The sequence below is a fragment of the Escherichia sp. E10V5 genome (assembly GCF_004212315.1).
GTDB lineage: Bacteria > Pseudomonadota > Gammaproteobacteria > Enterobacterales > Enterobacteriaceae > Escherichia.
This window is the reverse complement of record NZ_RHJM01000013.1, coordinates 79,141-96,918: the sequence shown is the minus strand read 5'-3', so window position 1 is coordinate 96,918 and position 17,778 is coordinate 79,141. Positions and strand designations below refer to the sequence as shown.

The window sequence follows — 17,778 nt, the reverse complement described above, 5'->3', positions numbered from 1 at the left end:
GAAATAAGAATGTCAGGAGTTTAAACGCAGAAATGTGATCAATGTCAATCATTTCAGGGATTGCAGTACCGCCCGGCAAGGCAATGCGTAAATCTGTGCTTTAGCGCGCAACCTTATGTGCATATGCTCAAAATAATATTTAAATCGTATTAATTAAATTAGCATTTGCACAATGATTATTATTCTCGCGCTGCTTATACTGATTCCCGAGTTCATTGTCATTACGGCATAAATGAAACTCATAAATAACATCTTCCCCATAATAATAAAAATCAGCATAAGTACCCGAGGTAAATAAAATGATTCTGGACACCGTTGACGAAAAAAAGAAAGGCGTGCATACCCGCTATTTAATATTACTGATTATTTTTATTGTTACCGCCGTTAACTACGCCGATCGTGCAACGCTGTCTATTGCTGGTACCGAAGTAGCAAAAGAGTTGCAGTTAAGTGCGGTTTCGATGGGTTACATCTTCTCCGCTTTTGGCTGGGCCTACTTGCTGATGCAAATCCCCGGCGGCTGGCTGCTTGATAAGTTTGGCTCGAAGAAAGTTTACACTTACAGCCTCTTTTTCTGGTCGCTGTTCACCTTCCTGCAAGGCTTTGTCGATATGTTTCCGCTGGCCTGGGCTGGGATCTCCATGTTCTTTATGCGCTTTATGCTGGGGTTTTCGGAAGCGCCGTCATTCCCGGCGAACGCCCGTATTGTCGCGGCCTGGTTCCCGACGAAAGAACGTGGTACTGCCTCCGCCATCTTTAACTCGGCGCAATATTTCTCGCTGGCGCTCTTCTCACCGCTGCTTGGCTGGCTGACTTTTGCCTGGGGCTGGGAGCACGTCTTTACCGTTATGGGAGTGATTGGTTTTGTGCTGACGGCGCTGTGGATCAAGTTGATTCATAACCCGACAGATCACCCACGCATGTCCGCGGAAGAGTTGAAGTTTATCTCTGAAAATGGCGCGGTGGTTGATATGGACCACAAAAAGCCGGGCAGTGCGGTGGCAAGCGGTCCCAAACTGCATTACATCAAGCAATTGCTCTCCAGCCGCATGATGCTGGGTGTATTTTTCGGACAATATTTTATCAACACCATCACCTGGTTCTTCCTTACCTGGTTCCCGATTTATCTGGTGCAGGAAAAAGGCATGTCGATTCTGAAGGTAGGCCTGGTCGCCTCGATTCCGGCACTGTGTGGTTTTGCTGGCGGCGTACTCGGTGGTGTCTTCTCGGATTATCTGATCAAACGCGGTTTGTCACTGACCCTGGCTCGTAAGCTACCGATTGTACTGGGAATGTTGCTGGCTTCCACCATCATCTTATGTAACTACACCAACAACACCACGCTGGTGGTCATGCTGATGGCGCTGGCCTTCTTTGGCAAAGGATTTGGTGCGCTGGGCTGGCCGGTGATTTCTGACACCGCGCCGAAAGAGATTGTTGGCCTCTGTGGCGGCGTATTTAACGTCTTTGGCAATGTTGCCTCCATTGTCACTCCACTGGTGATTGGTTACCTGGTAAGTGAACTGCACTCCTTCAATGCGGCACTGGTCTTCGTGGGATGTTCGGCGCTGATGGCGATGGTCTGCTACCTCTTCGTGGTTGGCGACATTAAACGTATGGAATTGCAGAAATAAGCAAAGGTATAAGCGATGAATAACGATATTTTCCCGAATAAATTCAAAGCCGCACTGGCTGCGAAACAGGTACAAATTGGTTGCTGGTCAGCTCTCTCTAACCCGATTAGCACTGAAGTTCTTGGTTTGGCTGGCTTTGACTGGCTGGTGCTGGATGGCGAACATGCGCCAAACGATATCTCCACATTTATTCCCCAGCTGATGGCCCTGAAAGGTAGCCCCAGCGCGCCAGTGGTGCGGGTGCCGACCAACGAACCGGTAATTATTAAGCGTCTTCTGGATATCGGTTTCTATAACTTCCTGATTCCATTTGTCGAAACAGAAGAGGAAGCGGTACAAGCAGTGGCATCTACTCGTTATCCACCAGAAGGTATTCGCGGCGTCTCCGTTTCTCACCGCGCCAATATGTTTGGCACCGTGGCGGATTATTTCGCTCAGTCGAACAAGAACATCACCATTCTGGTCCAGATTGAAAGTCAGCAAGGCGTAGATAACGTCGATGCCATCGCCGCTACCGAAGGTGTAGACGGCATCTTCGTCGGTCCCAGCGATCTGGCTGCGGCATTAGGCCATCTCGGCAATGCATCACACCCGGATGTACAAAAAGCGATTCAACATATTTTTAACCGTGCCAGAGCGCACGGCAAACCCAGCGGTATCCTCGCACCGGTCGAAGCCGATGCGCGTCGTTATCTGGAATGGGGCGCGACGTTTGTGGCTGTTGGTAGCGATCTCGGCGTGTTCCGCTCTGCCACCCAGAAACTGGCTGATACCTTTAAAAAATAACCACCACTGCAACAAGAGAGATGATTGATATGACTATGAAAGTTGGTTTTATTGGCCTGGGTATTATGGGTAAACCAATGAGTAAAAACCTTCTGAAAGCAGGTTACTCGCTGGTGGTTTCTGACCGTAACCCTGAAGTTATCGCAGAAGTGATAGCTGCAGGTGCAGAAACAGCTTCTACGGCTAAAGCGATCGCTGAACAGTGCGACGTCATCATTACCATGCTGCCAAACTCTCCTCATGTGAAAGAAGTGGCGCTGGGTGAAAATGGCATTATTGAAGGCGCGAAACCCGGCACGGTATTGATCGACATGAGTTCTATCGCACCGTTGGCAAGCCGTGAAATCAGCGAAGCGCTGAAAGCGAAAGGCATTGATATGCTTGATGCTCCGGTTAGCGGTGGTGAGCCGAAAGCGATTGATGGCACTCTGTCAGTGATGGTGGGTGGCGATAAGGCTATTTTCGACAAATACTATGACTTAATGAAAGCGATGGCGGGGTCTGTGGTACATACCGGGGAAATCGGTGCAGGCAACGTCACCAAACTGGCCAACCAGGTCATTGTGGCGCTGAATATTGCCGCGATGTCAGAAGCGTTGACGCTGGCAACCAAAGCAGGCGTTAACCCGGATCTGGTTTATCAGGCAATTCGTGGTGGACTGGCGGGCAGTACCGTGCTGGATGCGAAAGCGCCAATGGTGATGGACCGTAACTTCAAGCCAGGTTTCCGTATTGATCTGCATATTAAGGATCTGGCGAATGCGCTGGATACCTCCCACGGCGTTGGCGCGCAACTGCCGCTGACGGCTGCGGTTATGGAGATGATGCAAGCGCTGCGTGCCGATGGTCTGGGAACAGCAGACCATAGCGCCCTTGCGTGCTACTACGAAAAACTGGCGAAAGTCGAAGTTACTCGCTAATGACGTCGTGCCCGGATGGCTTATTGCTATCCGGGCCTGGAATCCAGGCCGAATAAGAGAAACGCCCCCCGGCGTCATGTGGTAACAGGCAAAGGTATGAAAATCGTAATCGCCCCAGACTCTTATAAAGAAAGTTTATCAGCCAGCGAGGTTGCGCAGGCGATAGAAAAAGGATTTCGGGAAATTTTTCCTGATGCACAGTACGTTTCTGTTCCTGTTGCCGACGGTGGCGAAGGAACGGTGGAAGCGATGATTGCTGCCACCCAGGGGGCTGAACGTCACGCCTGGGTTACAGGGCCGCTGGGCGAGAAAGTGAATGCCAGTTGGGGGATCTCCGGCGACGGCAAAACCGCGTTTATCGAAATGGCTGCGGCCAGTGGGCTGGCGCTGGTGCCATCGGAAAAGCGTGATCCGCTGGTAACCACTTCACGCGGCACAGGGGAGTTAATCCTGCAGGCGCTGGAGAGCGGTGCAACAAGCATCATTATCGGTATTGGCGGTAGCGCCACCAACGATGGCGGTGCAGGGATGATGCAGGCGCTGGGAGCGAAGTTAAGCGATGCCAATGGCAATGAAATCGGCTTTGGCGGCGGCAGTCTTAATACTCTGAATACCATTGATATCAGTGGCCTCGATCCACGTTTAAAGAATTGTACGATTCGCGTCGCCTGTGATGTCACCAATCCGCTGGTGGGCGACAGTGGCGCTTCGCGGATCTTTGGCCCGCAAAAAGGGGCGAATGAAGCCACGATTGTCGAGCTGGACAAGAATCTCTCTCACTATGCTGATGTCATCAAAAAATCGCTGCATGTTGATGTGAAAGACGTCCCCGGTGCAGGTGCGGCGGGCGGAATGGGCGCGGCGTTGATGGCTTTTCTTGGCGCAGAGCTAAAGAGCGGCATTGAGATTGTGACTACGGCGCTCAATCTGGAAGAACATATTCATGATTGCACGCTGGTTATCACCGGAGAAGGGCGCATTGATAGCCAGAGCATCCATGGCAAAGTACCGATTGGGGTGGCTAATGTGGCGAAGAAATACAATAAACCGGTAATTGGTATTGCGGGTAGTCTTACGAAGGATGTTGGCGTTGTGCACCAGCATGGTATCGATGCTGTATTCAGCGTGTTAAACAGTATTGTTACGCTGGATGAAGCTTTCAGCGGGGCTTATGACAATATTTACCGAGCTTCGCGCAATATTGCTGCAACACTGGCGATTGGAATGCGCAACGCGGGGTGACAAGGGCGTGTAAACCCTCTATACTGCGCGCCGAAGCTGACCAGACAGTCGCCGCTTCGTCGTCGTCCTCTTCGGGGGAGACGGGCGGAGGGGAGGAAAGTCCGGGCTCCATAGGGCAGGGTGCCAGGTAACGCCTGGGGGGGAAACCCACGACCAGTGCAACAGAGAGCAAACCGCCGATGGCCCACGCGAGTGGGATCAGGTAAGGGTGAAAGGGTGCGGTAAGAGCGCACCGCGCGGCTGGTAACAGTCCGTGGCACGGTAAACTCCACCCGGAGCAAGGCCAAATAGGGGTTCATAAGGTACGGCCCGTACTGAACCCGGGTAGGCTGCTTGAGCCAGTGAGCGATTGCTGGCCTAGATGAATGACTGTCCACGACAGAACCCGGCTTATCGGTCAGTTTCACCTATTTTAACGAAAACCCGCCAGTGCAAACTGGCGGGTTTTTGCTTTTGCGCGGCAGTAAGATGAATGACTGTCCACGACGCTATACCCAAAAGAAAGCGGCTTATCGGTCAGTTTCACCTCTTCAACGAAAACCCGCCAGTGCAAACTGGCGGGTTTTTGCTTTTGCGCGGCAGTAAGATGAATGACTGTCCACGACACTATACCCAAAAGAAAGCGGCTTATCGGTCAGTTTCACCTCTTCAACGAAAACCCGCCAGTGCAAACTGGCGGGTTTTTGCTTTTACGCGGCGGTAAGATGAATGACTGTCCACGACGCTATACTCAAAAGAAAGCGGCTTATCGGTCAGTTTCTTTTTTTCAGTATAAATACTCTTTTTTCGTCACCCTTTTTGTCTCCCGAGATTACTTACCTGCAAATATGAATTATTAGTTTTGTGATCATCAACACAAAATGCTATCCGTGCATTATGATGACAGCAGAAACCATGGAAAACGATTGCATTCACAAAATGACATCCTGCTATGATGGTAAAAATTGACGTTAATCAATTGTTCGAGATGATCAATATCTGTATTCGACTTTTTAAAATATTGATAAAATAAATGTTTTGTGACCAACAAATTCCGCGAAAAAATGTGACGCGGCGCATTATTTACCTGTAAATATGATTTGTTTATAATAAAATTTGATAACTTGCTCATTAAATTTAACTTAAAATTCGCCTGAGAAATACACGATATTTGCTTGAAATATCGTCGCAGGACATTTTTAATAAGCCAGATAAAGCGTGTTGTTATCGCCATAAAATATGGTTATCCCCCCCTTTGTTTTTTGATAAAAGTCAGGCTTTACGCGGATTTTATTATGTTAACTTATTGATATTAAAGATTTATATTAATTTAAGTAGATGCCTGGAAAGCAATTGAAAGTTAATTTGTGAGTGGTCGCACATATCCTATTCATTCCATTTTGATACACTTCATGTCGTCAATGAGGTAATTAATGCAGGCCGATATGAGCACTATTCTTCTTCCTAAAACGCAGCACCTGGTAGTCTTTCAGGAAGTCATCAGAAGTGGCTCTATTGGCTCGGCTGCAAAAGAATTAGGTTTAACTCAACCTGCTGTAAGTAAAATCATTAACGATATTGAAGATTATTTTGGCGTGGAATTAGTGGTACGGAAAAATACCGGTGTAACGCTGACGCCAGCCGGTCAATTGTTGCTCTCACGTTCCGAATCCATTACCCGCGAAATGAAAAATATGGTTAATGAGATAAGCGGTATGTCCTCTGAAGCCGTGGTGGAAGTCTCATTTGGTTTTCCTTCGCTAATTGGCTTTACCTTTATGTCCGGGATGATCAACAAATTCAAAGAGGTGTTCCCGAGAGCGCAAGTCTCAATGTATGAAGCACAGTTGTCCTCGTTCTTACCTGCTATCCGCGACGGACGCCTCGATTTTGCGATTGGTACGTTAAGTGCAGAGATGAAGCTTCAGGATTTGCATGTTGAGCCGCTGTTCGAGTCCGAGTTTGTGCTGGTGGCCAGCAAGTCCCGAACATGCACCGGCACTACCACGCTGGAGTCGTTGAAAAACGAACAGTGGGTGTTGCCGCAAACTAATATGGGATACTACAGCGAACTTCTCACCACGTTACAAAGAAATGGCATCAGTATTGAAAACATCGTTAAAACCGACTCAGTCGTGACAATTTATAATCTTGTTCTCAATGCTGATTTCTTAACCGTTATTCCTTGTGATATGACTTCACCTTTTGGTTCTAATCAATTTATTACTATTCCGGTTGAAGAAACGTTGCCCGTGGCGCGATATGCCGCGGTATGGTCAAAAAATTATCGTATTAAAAAAGCAGCATCGGTTTTGGTTGAACTAGCCAAAGAGTATTCATCTTATAATGGGTGTAGACGAAGACAATTAATAGAAGCTGATTAGTTATTTGTTTTTCTCAAACATAAATAATCCACCTGTCTTTTCTCGGGTGTCGGTTACGGTTACCTACATATTTAATTCAGGTTAAGAGGTTTATCATGCATATTACATACGATCTCCCGGTTGCTATTAATGACATTATCGAAGCAAAACAACGATTGGCTGGGCGAATTTATAAAACAGGCATGCCTCGATCCAATTATTTTAGTGAACGTTGCAAAGGTGAAATATTCCTTAAGTTTGAAAATATGCAGCGTACTGGTTCATTTAAAATTCGTGGCGCATTTAATAAATTAAGCTCTTTAACCGATGCTGAAAAACGCAAAGGTGTGGTGGCCTGTTCTGCGGGTAACCATGCGCAAGGGGTTTCGCTCTCCTGCGCAATGCTGGGCATCGACGGGAAAGTGGTAATGCCGAAAGGCGCGCCAAAATCCAAGGTCGCGGCGACATGTGACTACTCCGCTGAAGTTGTTCTGCACGGCGACAACTTTAACGACACCATCGCCAAAGTTAGCGAAATTGTCGAAACGGAAGGCCGTATTTTTATCCCACCTTATGATGATCCGAAAGTGATTGCCGGTCAGGGAACGATTGGCCTGGAAATTATGGAAGATCTCTATGATGTCGATAATGTGATTGTGCCAATTGGCGGTGGCGGTTTAATTGCTGGTATTGCGGTAGCGATTAAATCTATTAACCCGACAATTCGTGTTATTGGTGTGCAATCAGAAAACGTTCACGGCATGGCGGCTTCTTTCCACTCGGGAGAAATAACCACGCACCGAACTACCGGCACCCTGGCGGATGGTTGTGATGTCGCCCGCCCGGGTAATTTAACTTACCAAATCGTTCGTGAATTAGTCGATGACATCGTGCTGGTCAGCGAAGACGAAATCAGAAACAGTATGATTGCCTTAATTCAGCGCAATAAAGTCGTCACCGAAGGCGCAGGCGCTCTGGCATGTGCTGCTTTGTTAAGCGGTAAATTAGACCAATATATTCAAAACAGAAAAACCGTCAGCATTATTTCCGGCGGCAATATAGATCTTTCTCGCGTCTCTCAAATTACCGGTTTCGTTGACGCTTAATCATCTCGTTGAGGATAGGATATGAGTACTTCAGATAGCATTGTATCCAGCCAGACAAAACAATCGTCCTGGCGTAAATCAGATACCACATGGACGTTGGGTTTGTTCGGCACAGCTATTGGTGCCGGCGTGCTGTTCTTCCCTATCCGCGCAGGTTTTGGCGGACTGATCCCGATTCTTCTGATGTTGGTATTGGCATACCCCATCGCGTTTTATTGCCACCGGGCGCTGGCGCGTCTGTGTCTTTCAGGCTCTAACCCTTCCGGCAACATTACGGAAACGGTGGAAGAGCACTTTGGTAAAACGGGTGGCGTGGTCATCACGTTCCTGTACTTCTTCGCGATTTGCCCACTGTTGTGGATTTATGGCGTAACCATTACCAACACCTTTATGACGTTCTGGGAAAACCAGCTTGGCTTTGCGGCGTTGAACCGCGGCTTCGTGGCGCTGTTCCTGCTGCTGCTGATGGCGTTCGTCATTTGGTTTGGTAAGGATCTGATGGTTAAAGTGATGAGTTACCTGGTATGGCCATTTATCGCCAGCCTGGTACTGATTTCTCTGTCACTGATCCCTTACTGGAACTCTGCTGTTATTGATCAAGTTGACCTCAGTGCGCTGACGTTAACCGGTCATGACGGTATCTTGATTACCGTCTGGCTGGGGATTTCCATCATGGTCTTCTCCTTTAACTTCTCGCCAATCGTCTCTTCCTTCGTGGTTTCTAAGCGTGAAGAGTATGAGAAAGACTTCGGTCGCGACTTCACCGAGCAGAAATGCTCACAGATCATCTCCCGTGCCAGCATGCTGATGGTTGCCGTGGTCATGTTCTTTGCCTTCAGCTGCCTGTTTACGCTGTCTCCGGCAAACATGGCGGAAGCAAAAGCACAGAACATTCCGGTGCTTTCTTATCTGGCTAACCACTTTGCTTCCATGTCCGGTGAGAAATCGACGTTCGCCACCGTACTGGAATATGCCGCTTCTATTATCGCACTGGTTGCTATCTTCAAATCTTTCTTCGGTCACTATCTAGGAACGCTGGAAGGTCTGAACGGTCTGGTACTGAAGTTCGGCTACAAAGGCGATAAGACGAAAGTGTCTTCCGGCAAACTGAACACCATCAGCATGATCTTCATCATGGGTTCCACCTGGGTAGTTGCTTACGCCAACCCGAACATTCTGGACCTGATTGAAGCCATGGGCGCGCCGATTATCGCTTCACTGCTGTGCCTGTTGCCGATGTATGCCATCCGTAAAGCGCCGTCGCTGGCGAAATACCGTGGTCGTCTGGATAACGTGTTTGTTACCGTGATTGGTCTGCTGACCATCCTGAACATCGTATACAAACTGTTTTAATCCGTAACTCAGGATGAGAAAAGAGATGAATGAATTTCCGGTTGTTTTGGTTATTAACTGTGGTTCGTCTTCAATTAAGTTTTCCGTGTTGGATGCCTCGAACTGTGAAGTATTAATGTCAGGTATTGCCGACGGTATTAATTCGGAAAATGCATTCTTATCCGTAAATGGAGGAGAGCCAGCACCGCTGGCTCACCACAGCTACGAAGGTGCATTGAAGGCAATTGCGTTTGAACTGGAAAAACGGAATTTAAATGACAGCGTGGCCTTAATTGGCCACCGCATCGCCCACGGCGGCAGTATTTTTACCGAGTCCGCCATTATTACCGATGAAGTCATTGATAATATCCGTCGCGTTTCTCCACTGGCGCCGCTGCATAATTACGCCAATTTAAGTGGCATTGAATCGGCCCAGCAATTATTTCCTGGCGTAACTCAGGTAGCGGTATTTGATACCAGCTTCCACCAGACAATGGCCCCGGAAGCGTTTTTATACGGCCTGCCGTGGAAATATTACGAAGAGCTGGGTGTGCGCCGCTATGGCTTCCACGGCACGTCTCACCGCTATGTGTCCCAGCGTGCGCATTCTCTGCTGGATCTGGCGGAAGAAGACTCCGGCCTGGTGGTGGCGCATCTTGGCAATGGCGCGTCTATTTGCGCGGTTCGTAACGGGCAGAGTGTGGATACCTCAATGGGTATGACGCCGCTGGAAGGGCTGATGATGGGGACGCGCAGTGGCGATGTCGACTTCGGCGCGATGTCCTGGGTGGCCAGTCAAACCAACCAGAGTCTTAGCGATCTGGAACGCGTGGTGAATAAAGAATCGGGATTATTGGGGATTTCCGGTCTTTCTTCCGACCTGCGTGTACTGGAAAAAGCCTGGCATGAAGGTCATGAACGTGCACAACTGGCAATTAAAACGTTTGTTCACCGAATTGCCCGTCATATTGCCGGACACGCTGCCTCATTACATCGCCTGGATGGAATTATATTCACCGGCGGAATAGGTGAGAATTCAAGTTTAATTCGTCGTCTGGTCATGGAACATTTGACTGTATTAGGCGTAGAGATTGATGCAGAAATGAATAATCGCTCTAACGCTTACGGTGAAAGAATTGTGTCCAGTGAAAATGCGCGCGTAATTTGCGCCGTTATTCCGACTAATGAAGAAAAAATGATTGCGCTAGATGCAATTCATTTAGGCAAAGTTAAAGCACCCGCAGAATTTGCATAATTTAGTTGAAGTATTGTAGAGAGATTATTTTTCATGAAGGTAGATATTGATACCAGCGATAAGCTGTACGCCGACGCATGGCTTGGCTTTAAAGGTACGGACTGGAAAAACGAAATTAATGTCCGCGATTTTATTCAACATAACTATACACCGTATGAAGGGGATGAATCCTTCCTCGCTGAAGCGACGCCAGCCACCACGGCATTGTGGGAAAAGGTGATGGAAGGTATTCGTATCGAAAACGCGACCCATGCGCCGGTTGATTTCGATACCAATATTGCCACCACCATTACTGCCCATGATGCCGGTTATATCAACCAGCCGCTGGAAAAAATTGTTGGCCTGCAAACAGATGCGCCACTGAAACGTGCGCTGCATCCGTTTGGCGGCATCAACATGATTAAAAGTTCATTCCACGCCTATGGCCGTGAAATGGACAGCGAATTTGAATACGTGTTTACCGATCTGCGTAAAACCCATAACCAGGGCGTATTTGATGCTTACTCACCGGATATGCTGCGCTGCCGTAAATCTGGCGTATTGACTGGTCTGCCGGACGGTTATGGCCGTGGACGTATTATCGGTGACTATCGCCGCGTGGCGTTGTACGGGATCAGTTATCTGGTCCGTGAACGCGAACTGCAATTTGCCGATCTCCAGTCTCGTCTGGAAAAAGGGCAAGATCTGGAAGCCACCATCCGTCTGCGTGAAGAGCTGGCAGAACATCGTCATGCGCTGCTGCAGATTCAGGAAATGGCGGCGAAATATGGCTTCGACATCTCTCGTCCAGCGCAAAATGCGCAGGAAGCGGTGCAGTGGCTCTACTTCGCTTACCTGGCGGCGGTGAAATCGCAAAACGGCGGCGCGATGTCGCTGGGCCGTACTGCATCGTTCCTCGATATCTACATTGAACGTGACTTCAAAGCCGGTGTGCTCAACGAGCAGCAGGCGCAGGAATTGATCGACCACTTCATCATGAAGATCCGCATGGTGCGCTTCCTGCGTACGCCGGAATTTGATTCGCTGTTCTCCGGCGACCCTATCTGGGCAACGGAAGTCATCGGTGGGATGGGGCTGGACGGTCGCACACTGGTGACCAAAAACTCCTTCCGTTACCTGCATACACTGCACACTATGGGGCCAGCACCGGAACCTAACCTGACCATTCTGTGGTCGGAAGCATTGCCGATTGCCTTCAAAAAATATGCGGCACAAGTCTCCATCGTCACTTCTTCTTTGCAGTATGAAAACGACGATCTGATGCGTACTGACTTCAACAGCGACGATTACGCGATTGCCTGCTGCGTCAGCCCGATGGTGATTGGTAAGCAGATGCAGTTCTTCGGCGCACGCGCTAACCTGGCGAAAACGCTGCTGTACGCAATTAACGGCGGGGTGGATGAGAAGCTGAAGATTCAGGTCGGCCCGAAAACAGCACCACTGATGGACGACGTTCTGGACTACGACAAAGTCATGAGCAGCCTTGACCATTTCATGGACTGGCTGGCAGTGCAGTACATCAGCGCGCTGAACATCATCCACTACATGCATGACAAGTACAGCTACGAAGCCTCACTGATGGCGCTGCACGATCGTGATGTCTATCGCACGATGGCATGTGGTATTGCGGGCCTGTCGGTGGCGACGGATTCACTTTCCGCAATTAAATATGCTCGCGTGAAACCAATCCGTGACGAAAACGGCCTGGCGGTGGACTTTGAAATCGACGGCGAATATCCGCAGTACGGCAACAACGACGAGCGCGTAGACAGCATTGCTTGCGACCTGGTTGAACGCTTTATGAAGAAAATTAAAGCCCTGCCAACCTATCGTAACGCCGTACCAACTCAGTCGATTCTGACCATCACCTCTAACGTGGTGTACGGCCAGAAAACCGGTAACACACCGGATGGTCGTCGCGCCGGTACACCGTTCGCACCAGGTGCTAACCCGATGCACGGTCGTGACCGCAAAGGGGCCGTGGCTTCGCTGACCTCCGTTGCCAAGCTGCCGTTCACCTACGCCAAAGACGGTATTTCGTACACCTTCTCAATTGTCCCTGCGGCGCTGGGTAAAGAAGATCCGGTACGCAAAACCAACCTTGTCGGCCTGCTGGATGGTTATTTCCACCACGAAGCGGATGTGGAAGGTGGTCAGCACCTCAACGTCAACGTTATGAATCGGGAAATGTTGCTGGATGCCATTGAGCACCCGGAAAAATACCCGAACCTGACAATCCGTGTCTCTGGCTACGCCGTGCGCTTCAACGCACTGACCCGTGAACAGCAGCAGGATGTGATTTCACGTACCTTTACCCAGGCGCTTTGATGCCGGAGGATGTATGAAAAAGATTATCGAAACGCAACGTGCGCCAGGCGCAATCGGCCCGTATGTTCAGGGCGTTGATTTAGGCAGTATGGTATTCACCTCCGGGCAAATTCCGGTTTGCCCACAGACCGGGGAGATCCCTGCGGACGTGAAAGATCAGGCGCGTTTAAGTCTGGAAAACGTCAAAGCGATCGTGGTTGCTGCCGGGCTGACCGTTGGCGATATCGTGAAGATGACGGTGTTCATTACCGACCTTAATGACTTTGGCACCATCAATGAAGTCTACAAGCAGTTTTTTGACGAGCATCAGGCGACCTACCCGACACGCAGCTGCGTGCAGGTAGCGCGTTTGCCGAAAGATGTGAAGCTGGAAATTGAAGCTATCGCGGTACGCAACGCATAAAGCTCCTGAGCGGGGCGATCGCAGGGTCGCTCCGCTCCTCTTCACGAACGGCAATCCGAGGGTGTGGATATGATTAGTGCATTCGATATTTTCAAAATTGGGATTGGTCCCTCCAGTTCTCATACCGTGGGGCCAATGAATGCCGGAAAAAGTTTTATTGATCGACTGGAGAAGAGCGGCTTATTAACCGCGACGAGCCACATTGTGGTCGATCTTTATGGATCGTTGTCACTGACGGGCAAAGGTCACGCCACGGATATCGCTATCATCATGGGACTGGCAGGAAATAGTCCGCAGGACGTTGTTATTGATGAGATACCTGCATTTATGGAATTAGTGACGCGCAACGGAAGGTTGCCGGTGGCAGCGGGCGCACATGTCGTTGATTTCCCAGTGGCAAAGAACATTATTTTCCATGCGGAAACGCTGCCCCGTCATGAGAATGGGATGCGTATTACCGCGTGGAAAAAGCAGGAAGAACTGTTAAGCAAAACCTATTATTCAGTCGGTGGCGGATTTATTGTCGAAGAAGAACAATTCGGCTTGTCACTGGATGTTGAAACGCTCGTCCCTTACGATTTCCATTCAGCAGGTGAGCTGCTGAAAATGTGTGATTACAACGGGTTATCTATTTCTGGTTTGATGCTGCAAAACGAGTTGGCACTACGTAGCAAAGCCGAAATTGATGCTGGTTTTTCGCGTATCTGGCAGGTGATGCATGACGGTATTGAACGCGGTATGAATACCGAAGGTGTGCTGCCAGGCCCGCTCAATGTGCCACGTCGGGCGGTGGCGCTGCGGCGTTTGCTGGTTTCCAGCGACAATATCTCTAACGATCCGATGAACGTGATCGACTGGATCAATATGTTTGCTCTGGCAGTCAGCGAAGAAAATGCCGCTGGCGGGCGTGTTGTGACAGCGCCAACTAACGGCGCTTGCGGCATTATTCCTGCGGTGCTGGCCTATTACGATAAATTCCGCCGCCCGCTCAATGAGCGCTCCATTGCCCGTTTTCTGCTGGCGGCTGGCGCTATCGGTGCGCTGTATAAAATGAATGCCTCCATTTCCGGTGCGGAAGTGGGCTGTCAGGGCGAAATTGGCGTGGCCTGTTCAATGGCGGCGGCAGGGTTAACCGAACTGCTGGGCGGCAGCCCGGCGCAGGTGTGCAATGCGGCGGAAATCGCTATGGAACACAACCTGGGACTGACCTGCGATCCGGTTGCCGGGCAGGTGCAAATTCCGTGTATTGAACGCAATGCTATTAATGCTGTTAAAGCCGTGAACGCCGCGCGGATGGCGATGGGACGCACTTCTGCACCGCGTGTTTCTCTCGATAAAGTTATCGAGACGATGTACGAAACCGGCAAAGATATGAACGATAAATACCGCGAAACTTCACGCGGAGGACTGGCCATTAAAGTGGTCTGCGGCTGATATCTCATCTGCGTTTATACTGGGGTGCACAAAATGTGCACCCTTTTTTATTGTGATCTGCCGCAAATAGAGAATAACTATTTCTCTAAGATTGATTTGATAGAAAATTATTATCCATAATTGCTATTTCAAAGTCTTGATTGTGAAGATTTTCTCTGACCTCACGCGTATCATTTCTTCATTCTAATAACTCGCCTGCAAAAAAACGTAGACCGCGTATCGCCTTGATGCGGCTCGAAAAAAATAATAAGCCCTACAAAATATTGAGCGAGAATTTATGGAAATTGCAACGAATAAAGGCGTCATTGCAGACGCTTCGACCCCGGCGGGTCGTGCTGGAATGAGTGAAAGTGAATGGCGTGAAGCTATCAAATTCGACAGTACCGACACCGGTTGGGTGATTATGAGTATTGGGATGGCGATTGGCGCGGGGATAGTTTTTCTCCCAGTGCAGGTCGGATTGATGGGATTGTGGGTATTTTTGCTCTCATCAGTGATTGGCTACCCGGCAATGTATCTGTTTCAGCGATTGTTTATTAATACGCTGGCGGAATCTCCAGAGTGTAAAGATTACCCGAGTGTCATTAGTGGTTATTTGGGTAAAAACTGGGGCATTTTGTTAGGTGCACTTTACTTTGTGATGCTGGTTATTTGGATGTTTGTTTACTCCACCGCCATCACTAACGATAGCGCCTCCTATCTGCATACTTTCGGCGTGACGGAAGGATTGCTGTCTGACAGTCCGTTTTATGGCCTGGTACTGATTTGTATTCTGGTAGCGATCTCTTCACGCGGCGAGAAACTGTTATTCAAAATTTCGACCGGCATGGTGCTGACCAAACTGCTGGTGGTGGCGGCGCTGGGTGTATCGATGGTCGGGATGTGGCATCTGTATAACGTAGGTTCGCTGCCGCCGCTGGGGCTGCTGGTGAAAAACGCCATTATCACACTGCCGTTTACCTTAACCTCGATTCTGTTTATTCAGACGTTAAGCCCGATGGTGATTTCCTATCGCTCGCGAGAAAAATCGATCGAAGTAGCACGACACAAAGCGTTGCGGGCGATGAACATTGCGTTTGGGATCCTGTTTGTCACCGTCTTTTTCTACGCAGTGTCGTTCACTCTGGCGATGGGACATGACGAAGCAGTAAAAGCCTATGAGCAGAATATTTCCGCGCTGGCGATTGCCGCACAGTTTATTAGCGGCGACGGTGCAGCATGGGTGAAAGTGGTCAGCGTCATCCTCAATATCTTTGCCGTTATGACAGCGTTCTTTGGCGTCTATTTAGGCTTTCGCGAAGCAACGCAAGGGATCGTAATGAACATCCTGCGCCGCAAGATGCCAGCTGAGAAGATTAACGAAAATCTCGTTCAGCGCGGCATCATGATTTTCGCCATTTTACTGGCCTGGAGCGCCATCGTACTGAATGCGCCAGTGTTGAGCTTTACCTCTATCTGTAGCCCGATTTTCGGCATGGTAGGGTGCCTGATCCCTGCGTGGTTGGTTTACAAAGTACCGGCATTGCACAAATACAAAGGTGCCTCTCTGTACCTGATTATCGTCACCGGTTTGTTGCTTTGTGTTTCTCCGTTCCTGGCATTTTCATGATTTACCTGAAATTTTAAGGTTTTTATTATGTTTGATTCGACTTTAAATCCGTTATGGCAGCGTTACATCCTTGCAGTTCAGGAGGAAGTAAAACCGGCGCTGGGATGTACTGAACCGATCTCACTGGCGCTGGCGGCGGCGGTTGCTGCGGCAGAACTGGAAGGTCCGGTTGAACGTGTAGAAGCCTGGGTTTCGCCAAATCTGATGAAGAACGGTCTGGGCGTCACCGTTCCCGGTACGGGAATGGTGGGGCTGCCGATTGCCGCGGCGCTGGGGGCGTTAGGTGGAAATGCCAACGCCGGGCTGGAAGTGCTGAAAGACGCAACGGCGCAGGCAATTGCTGATGCCAAAGCGTTGCTGGCGGCGGGGAAAGTCTCGGTCAAGATCCAGGAACCTTGCGATGAAATCCTCTTCTCACGCGCCAAAGTCTGGAACGGCGAGCAGTGGGCTTGTGTCACCATCGTCGGCGGACATACCAACATTGTGCATATCGAGACGCACAATGGCGTGGTTTTTACCCAGCAGGCGTGTGTGGCAGAGGGCGAGCAAGAGTCGCCGCTGGCGGTGCTCTCCAGAACGACGCTGGCCGAGATCCTGAAGTTCGTCAATGAAGTGCCGTTTGAGGCTATCCGCTTTATTCTCGATTCTGCGAAGTTAAACTGCGCGTTATCACAGGAAGGTTTGAGTGGGAACTGGGGGCTGCATATTGGCGCGACGCTGGAAAAACAGTGTGCACGCGGTTTGCTGGCGAAAGATCTCTCCTCGTCAATTGTGATTCGTACCAGCGCGGCATCCGATGCGCGTATGGGTGGCGCAACGCTTCCGGCAATGAGTAACTCCGGTTCTGGCAACCAGGGGATCACCGCGACAATGCCCGTGGTGGTGGTCGCGGAACACTTCGGGGCAGATGATGAACGGCTGGCGCGCGCGCTGATGCTTTCGCATTTGAGCGCGATTTATATCCATAACCAGTTACCGCGTTTGTCTGCGCTGTGTGCCGCAACGACCGCCGCAATGGGCGCCGCCGCTGGGATGGCATGGCTGGTGGATGGGCGTTATGAAACCATCTCGATGGCAATCAGCAGCATGATCGGTGATGTTAGCGGTATGATTTGCGATGGCGCGTCGAACAGTTGCGCGATGAAGGTTTCGACCAGTGCGTCGGCGGCGTGGAAAGCGGTGTTAATGGCGCTGGATGATACCGCCGTGACTGGCAATGAAGGGATTGTGGCGCATGATGTTGAGCAGTCAATCGCCAACCTGTGTGCGCTGGCAAGTCATTCAATGCAGCAAACGGATCGGCAGATTATCGAGATTATGGCCAGTAAGGCCAGGTAAGCACCGGATTTCGGAGGTCATACCTGATGCCGGATGCGATGCTGACGCA

15 protein-coding genes and 1 other RNA gene are annotated in these 17,778 nt (G+C 49.9%); 14 read left to right on the top strand and 2 right to left on the bottom strand.

Going from position 1 to position 17,778, the window contains the following annotated elements; translation table 11 throughout:
- The first annotated feature begins 299 nt into the window (after positions 1–299).
- The 5 genes from garP to rnpB all read left to right on the top strand — a co-directional run bounded on the left by garP (position 300) and on the right by rnpB (position 4,991).
- Complete coding sequence (garP, locus tag D9738_RS10460; RefSeq protein ID WP_064529564.1) at positions 300–1,634, top strand: galactarate/glucarate/glycerate transporter GarP; 1,335 nt, start codon at positions 300–302, stop codon at positions 1,632–1,634.
- Between the two features lie 15 nt (positions 1,635–1,649).
- Positions 1,650–2,420: a 2-dehydro-3-deoxyglucarate aldolase gene (garL, locus tag D9738_RS10455; protein ID WP_130204646.1), complete on the top strand. Its 771-nt coding sequence runs from the start codon at positions 1,650–1,652 to the stop codon at positions 2,418–2,420.
- 29 nt (positions 2,421–2,449) lie between these two features.
- Positions 2,450–3,340, top strand: a complete 891-nt coding sequence (gene garR / locus D9738_RS10450; RefSeq protein ID WP_130260155.1) for a 2-hydroxy-3-oxopropionate reductase — start codon at positions 2,450–2,452, stop codon at positions 3,338–3,340.
- Between the two features lie 96 nt (positions 3,341–3,436).
- Positions 3,437–4,582, top strand: coding sequence for a glycerate 2-kinase (garK, locus tag D9738_RS10445; RefSeq protein WP_130204650.1), 1,146 nt, complete (start codon positions 3,437–3,439; stop codon positions 4,580–4,582).
- A gap of 32 nt (positions 4,583–4,614) precedes the next feature.
- Positions 4,615–4,991, top strand: an RNA gene (gene rnpB / locus D9738_RS10440) — RNase P RNA component class A.
- Positions 4,992–4,994: 3 nt separating this feature from the next.
- On the opposite strand, the gene D9738_RS10435 is transcribed toward rnpB, so the two are convergent.
- Positions 4,995–5,189 carry a hypothetical protein gene (locus D9738_RS10435; protein ID WP_130260154.1) on the bottom strand — a complete coding sequence of 65 codons (195 nt, stop codon included), beginning with the start codon at positions 5,187–5,189 and terminating at the stop codon, positions 4,995–4,997.
- A gap of 267 nt (positions 5,190–5,456) precedes the next feature.
- Positions 5,457–5,693, bottom strand: a complete 237-nt coding sequence (tdcR, locus tag D9738_RS10430; RefSeq protein WP_240780566.1) for a transcriptional activator TdcR — start codon at positions 5,691–5,693, stop codon at positions 5,457–5,459.
- 313 nt (positions 5,694–6,006) lie between these two features.
- Between tdcR and tdcA the strand changes: the two genes are divergently transcribed.
- From tdcA to cyuA, 9 genes are all read left to right on the top strand, one after another.
- Positions 6,007–6,945 (top strand): transcriptional regulator TdcA, encoded by a 939-nt coding sequence (tdcA, locus tag D9738_RS10425; protein WP_130210820.1) that lies wholly within the window; start codon positions 6,007–6,009, stop codon positions 6,943–6,945.
- Between the two features lie 95 nt (positions 6,946–7,040).
- Positions 7,041–8,030, top strand: coding sequence for a bifunctional threonine ammonia-lyase/L-serine ammonia-lyase TdcB (gene tdcB, locus D9738_RS10420; RefSeq protein WP_130210804.1), 990 nt, complete (start codon positions 7,041–7,043; stop codon positions 8,028–8,030).
- Between the two features lie 21 nt (positions 8,031–8,051).
- Positions 8,052–9,383 carry a threonine/serine transporter TdcC gene (gene tdcC / locus D9738_RS10415; RefSeq protein ID WP_130210806.1) on the top strand — a complete coding sequence of 444 codons (1,332 nt, stop codon included), beginning with the start codon at positions 8,052–8,054 and terminating at the stop codon, positions 9,381–9,383.
- Between the two features lie 25 nt (positions 9,384–9,408).
- Complete coding sequence (tdcD, locus tag D9738_RS10410; protein ID WP_130259083.1) at positions 9,409–10,617, top strand: propionate kinase; 1,209 nt, start codon at positions 9,409–9,411, stop codon at positions 10,615–10,617.
- 33 nt (positions 10,618–10,650) lie between these two features.
- Positions 10,651–12,945: a 2-ketobutyrate formate-lyase/pyruvate formate-lyase gene (gene tdcE, locus D9738_RS10405; RefSeq protein ID WP_130218293.1), complete on the top strand. Its 2,295-nt coding sequence runs from the start codon at positions 10,651–10,653 to the stop codon at positions 12,943–12,945.
- A 13-nt stretch (positions 12,946–12,958) separates the two neighbouring features.
- A complete protein-coding gene (locus D9738_RS10400; protein WP_064529572.1) occupies positions 12,959–13,348 on the top strand; it encodes an enamine/imine deaminase in 390 nt (129 codons plus the stop codon).
- 69 nt (positions 13,349–13,417) lie between these two features.
- Positions 13,418–14,782: an L-serine ammonia-lyase gene (tdcG, locus tag D9738_RS10395; protein ID WP_130210812.1), complete on the top strand. Its 1,365-nt coding sequence runs from the start codon at positions 13,418–13,420 to the stop codon at positions 14,780–14,782.
- Positions 14,783–15,059: 277 nt separating this feature from the next.
- Positions 15,060–16,391, top strand: a complete 1,332-nt coding sequence (locus D9738_RS10390; protein ID WP_130210814.1) for an amino acid permease — start codon at positions 15,060–15,062, stop codon at positions 16,389–16,391.
- 27 nt (positions 16,392–16,418) lie between these two features.
- The gene (gene cyuA, locus D9738_RS10385) at positions 16,419–17,729 is read left to right on the top strand and encodes a cysteine desulfidase (RefSeq protein WP_130210816.1); all 1,311 of its coding nucleotides are present in this window, start codon (positions 16,419–16,421) and stop codon (positions 17,727–17,729) included.
- The last annotated feature ends 49 nt before the right edge of the window (positions 17,730–17,778 follow it).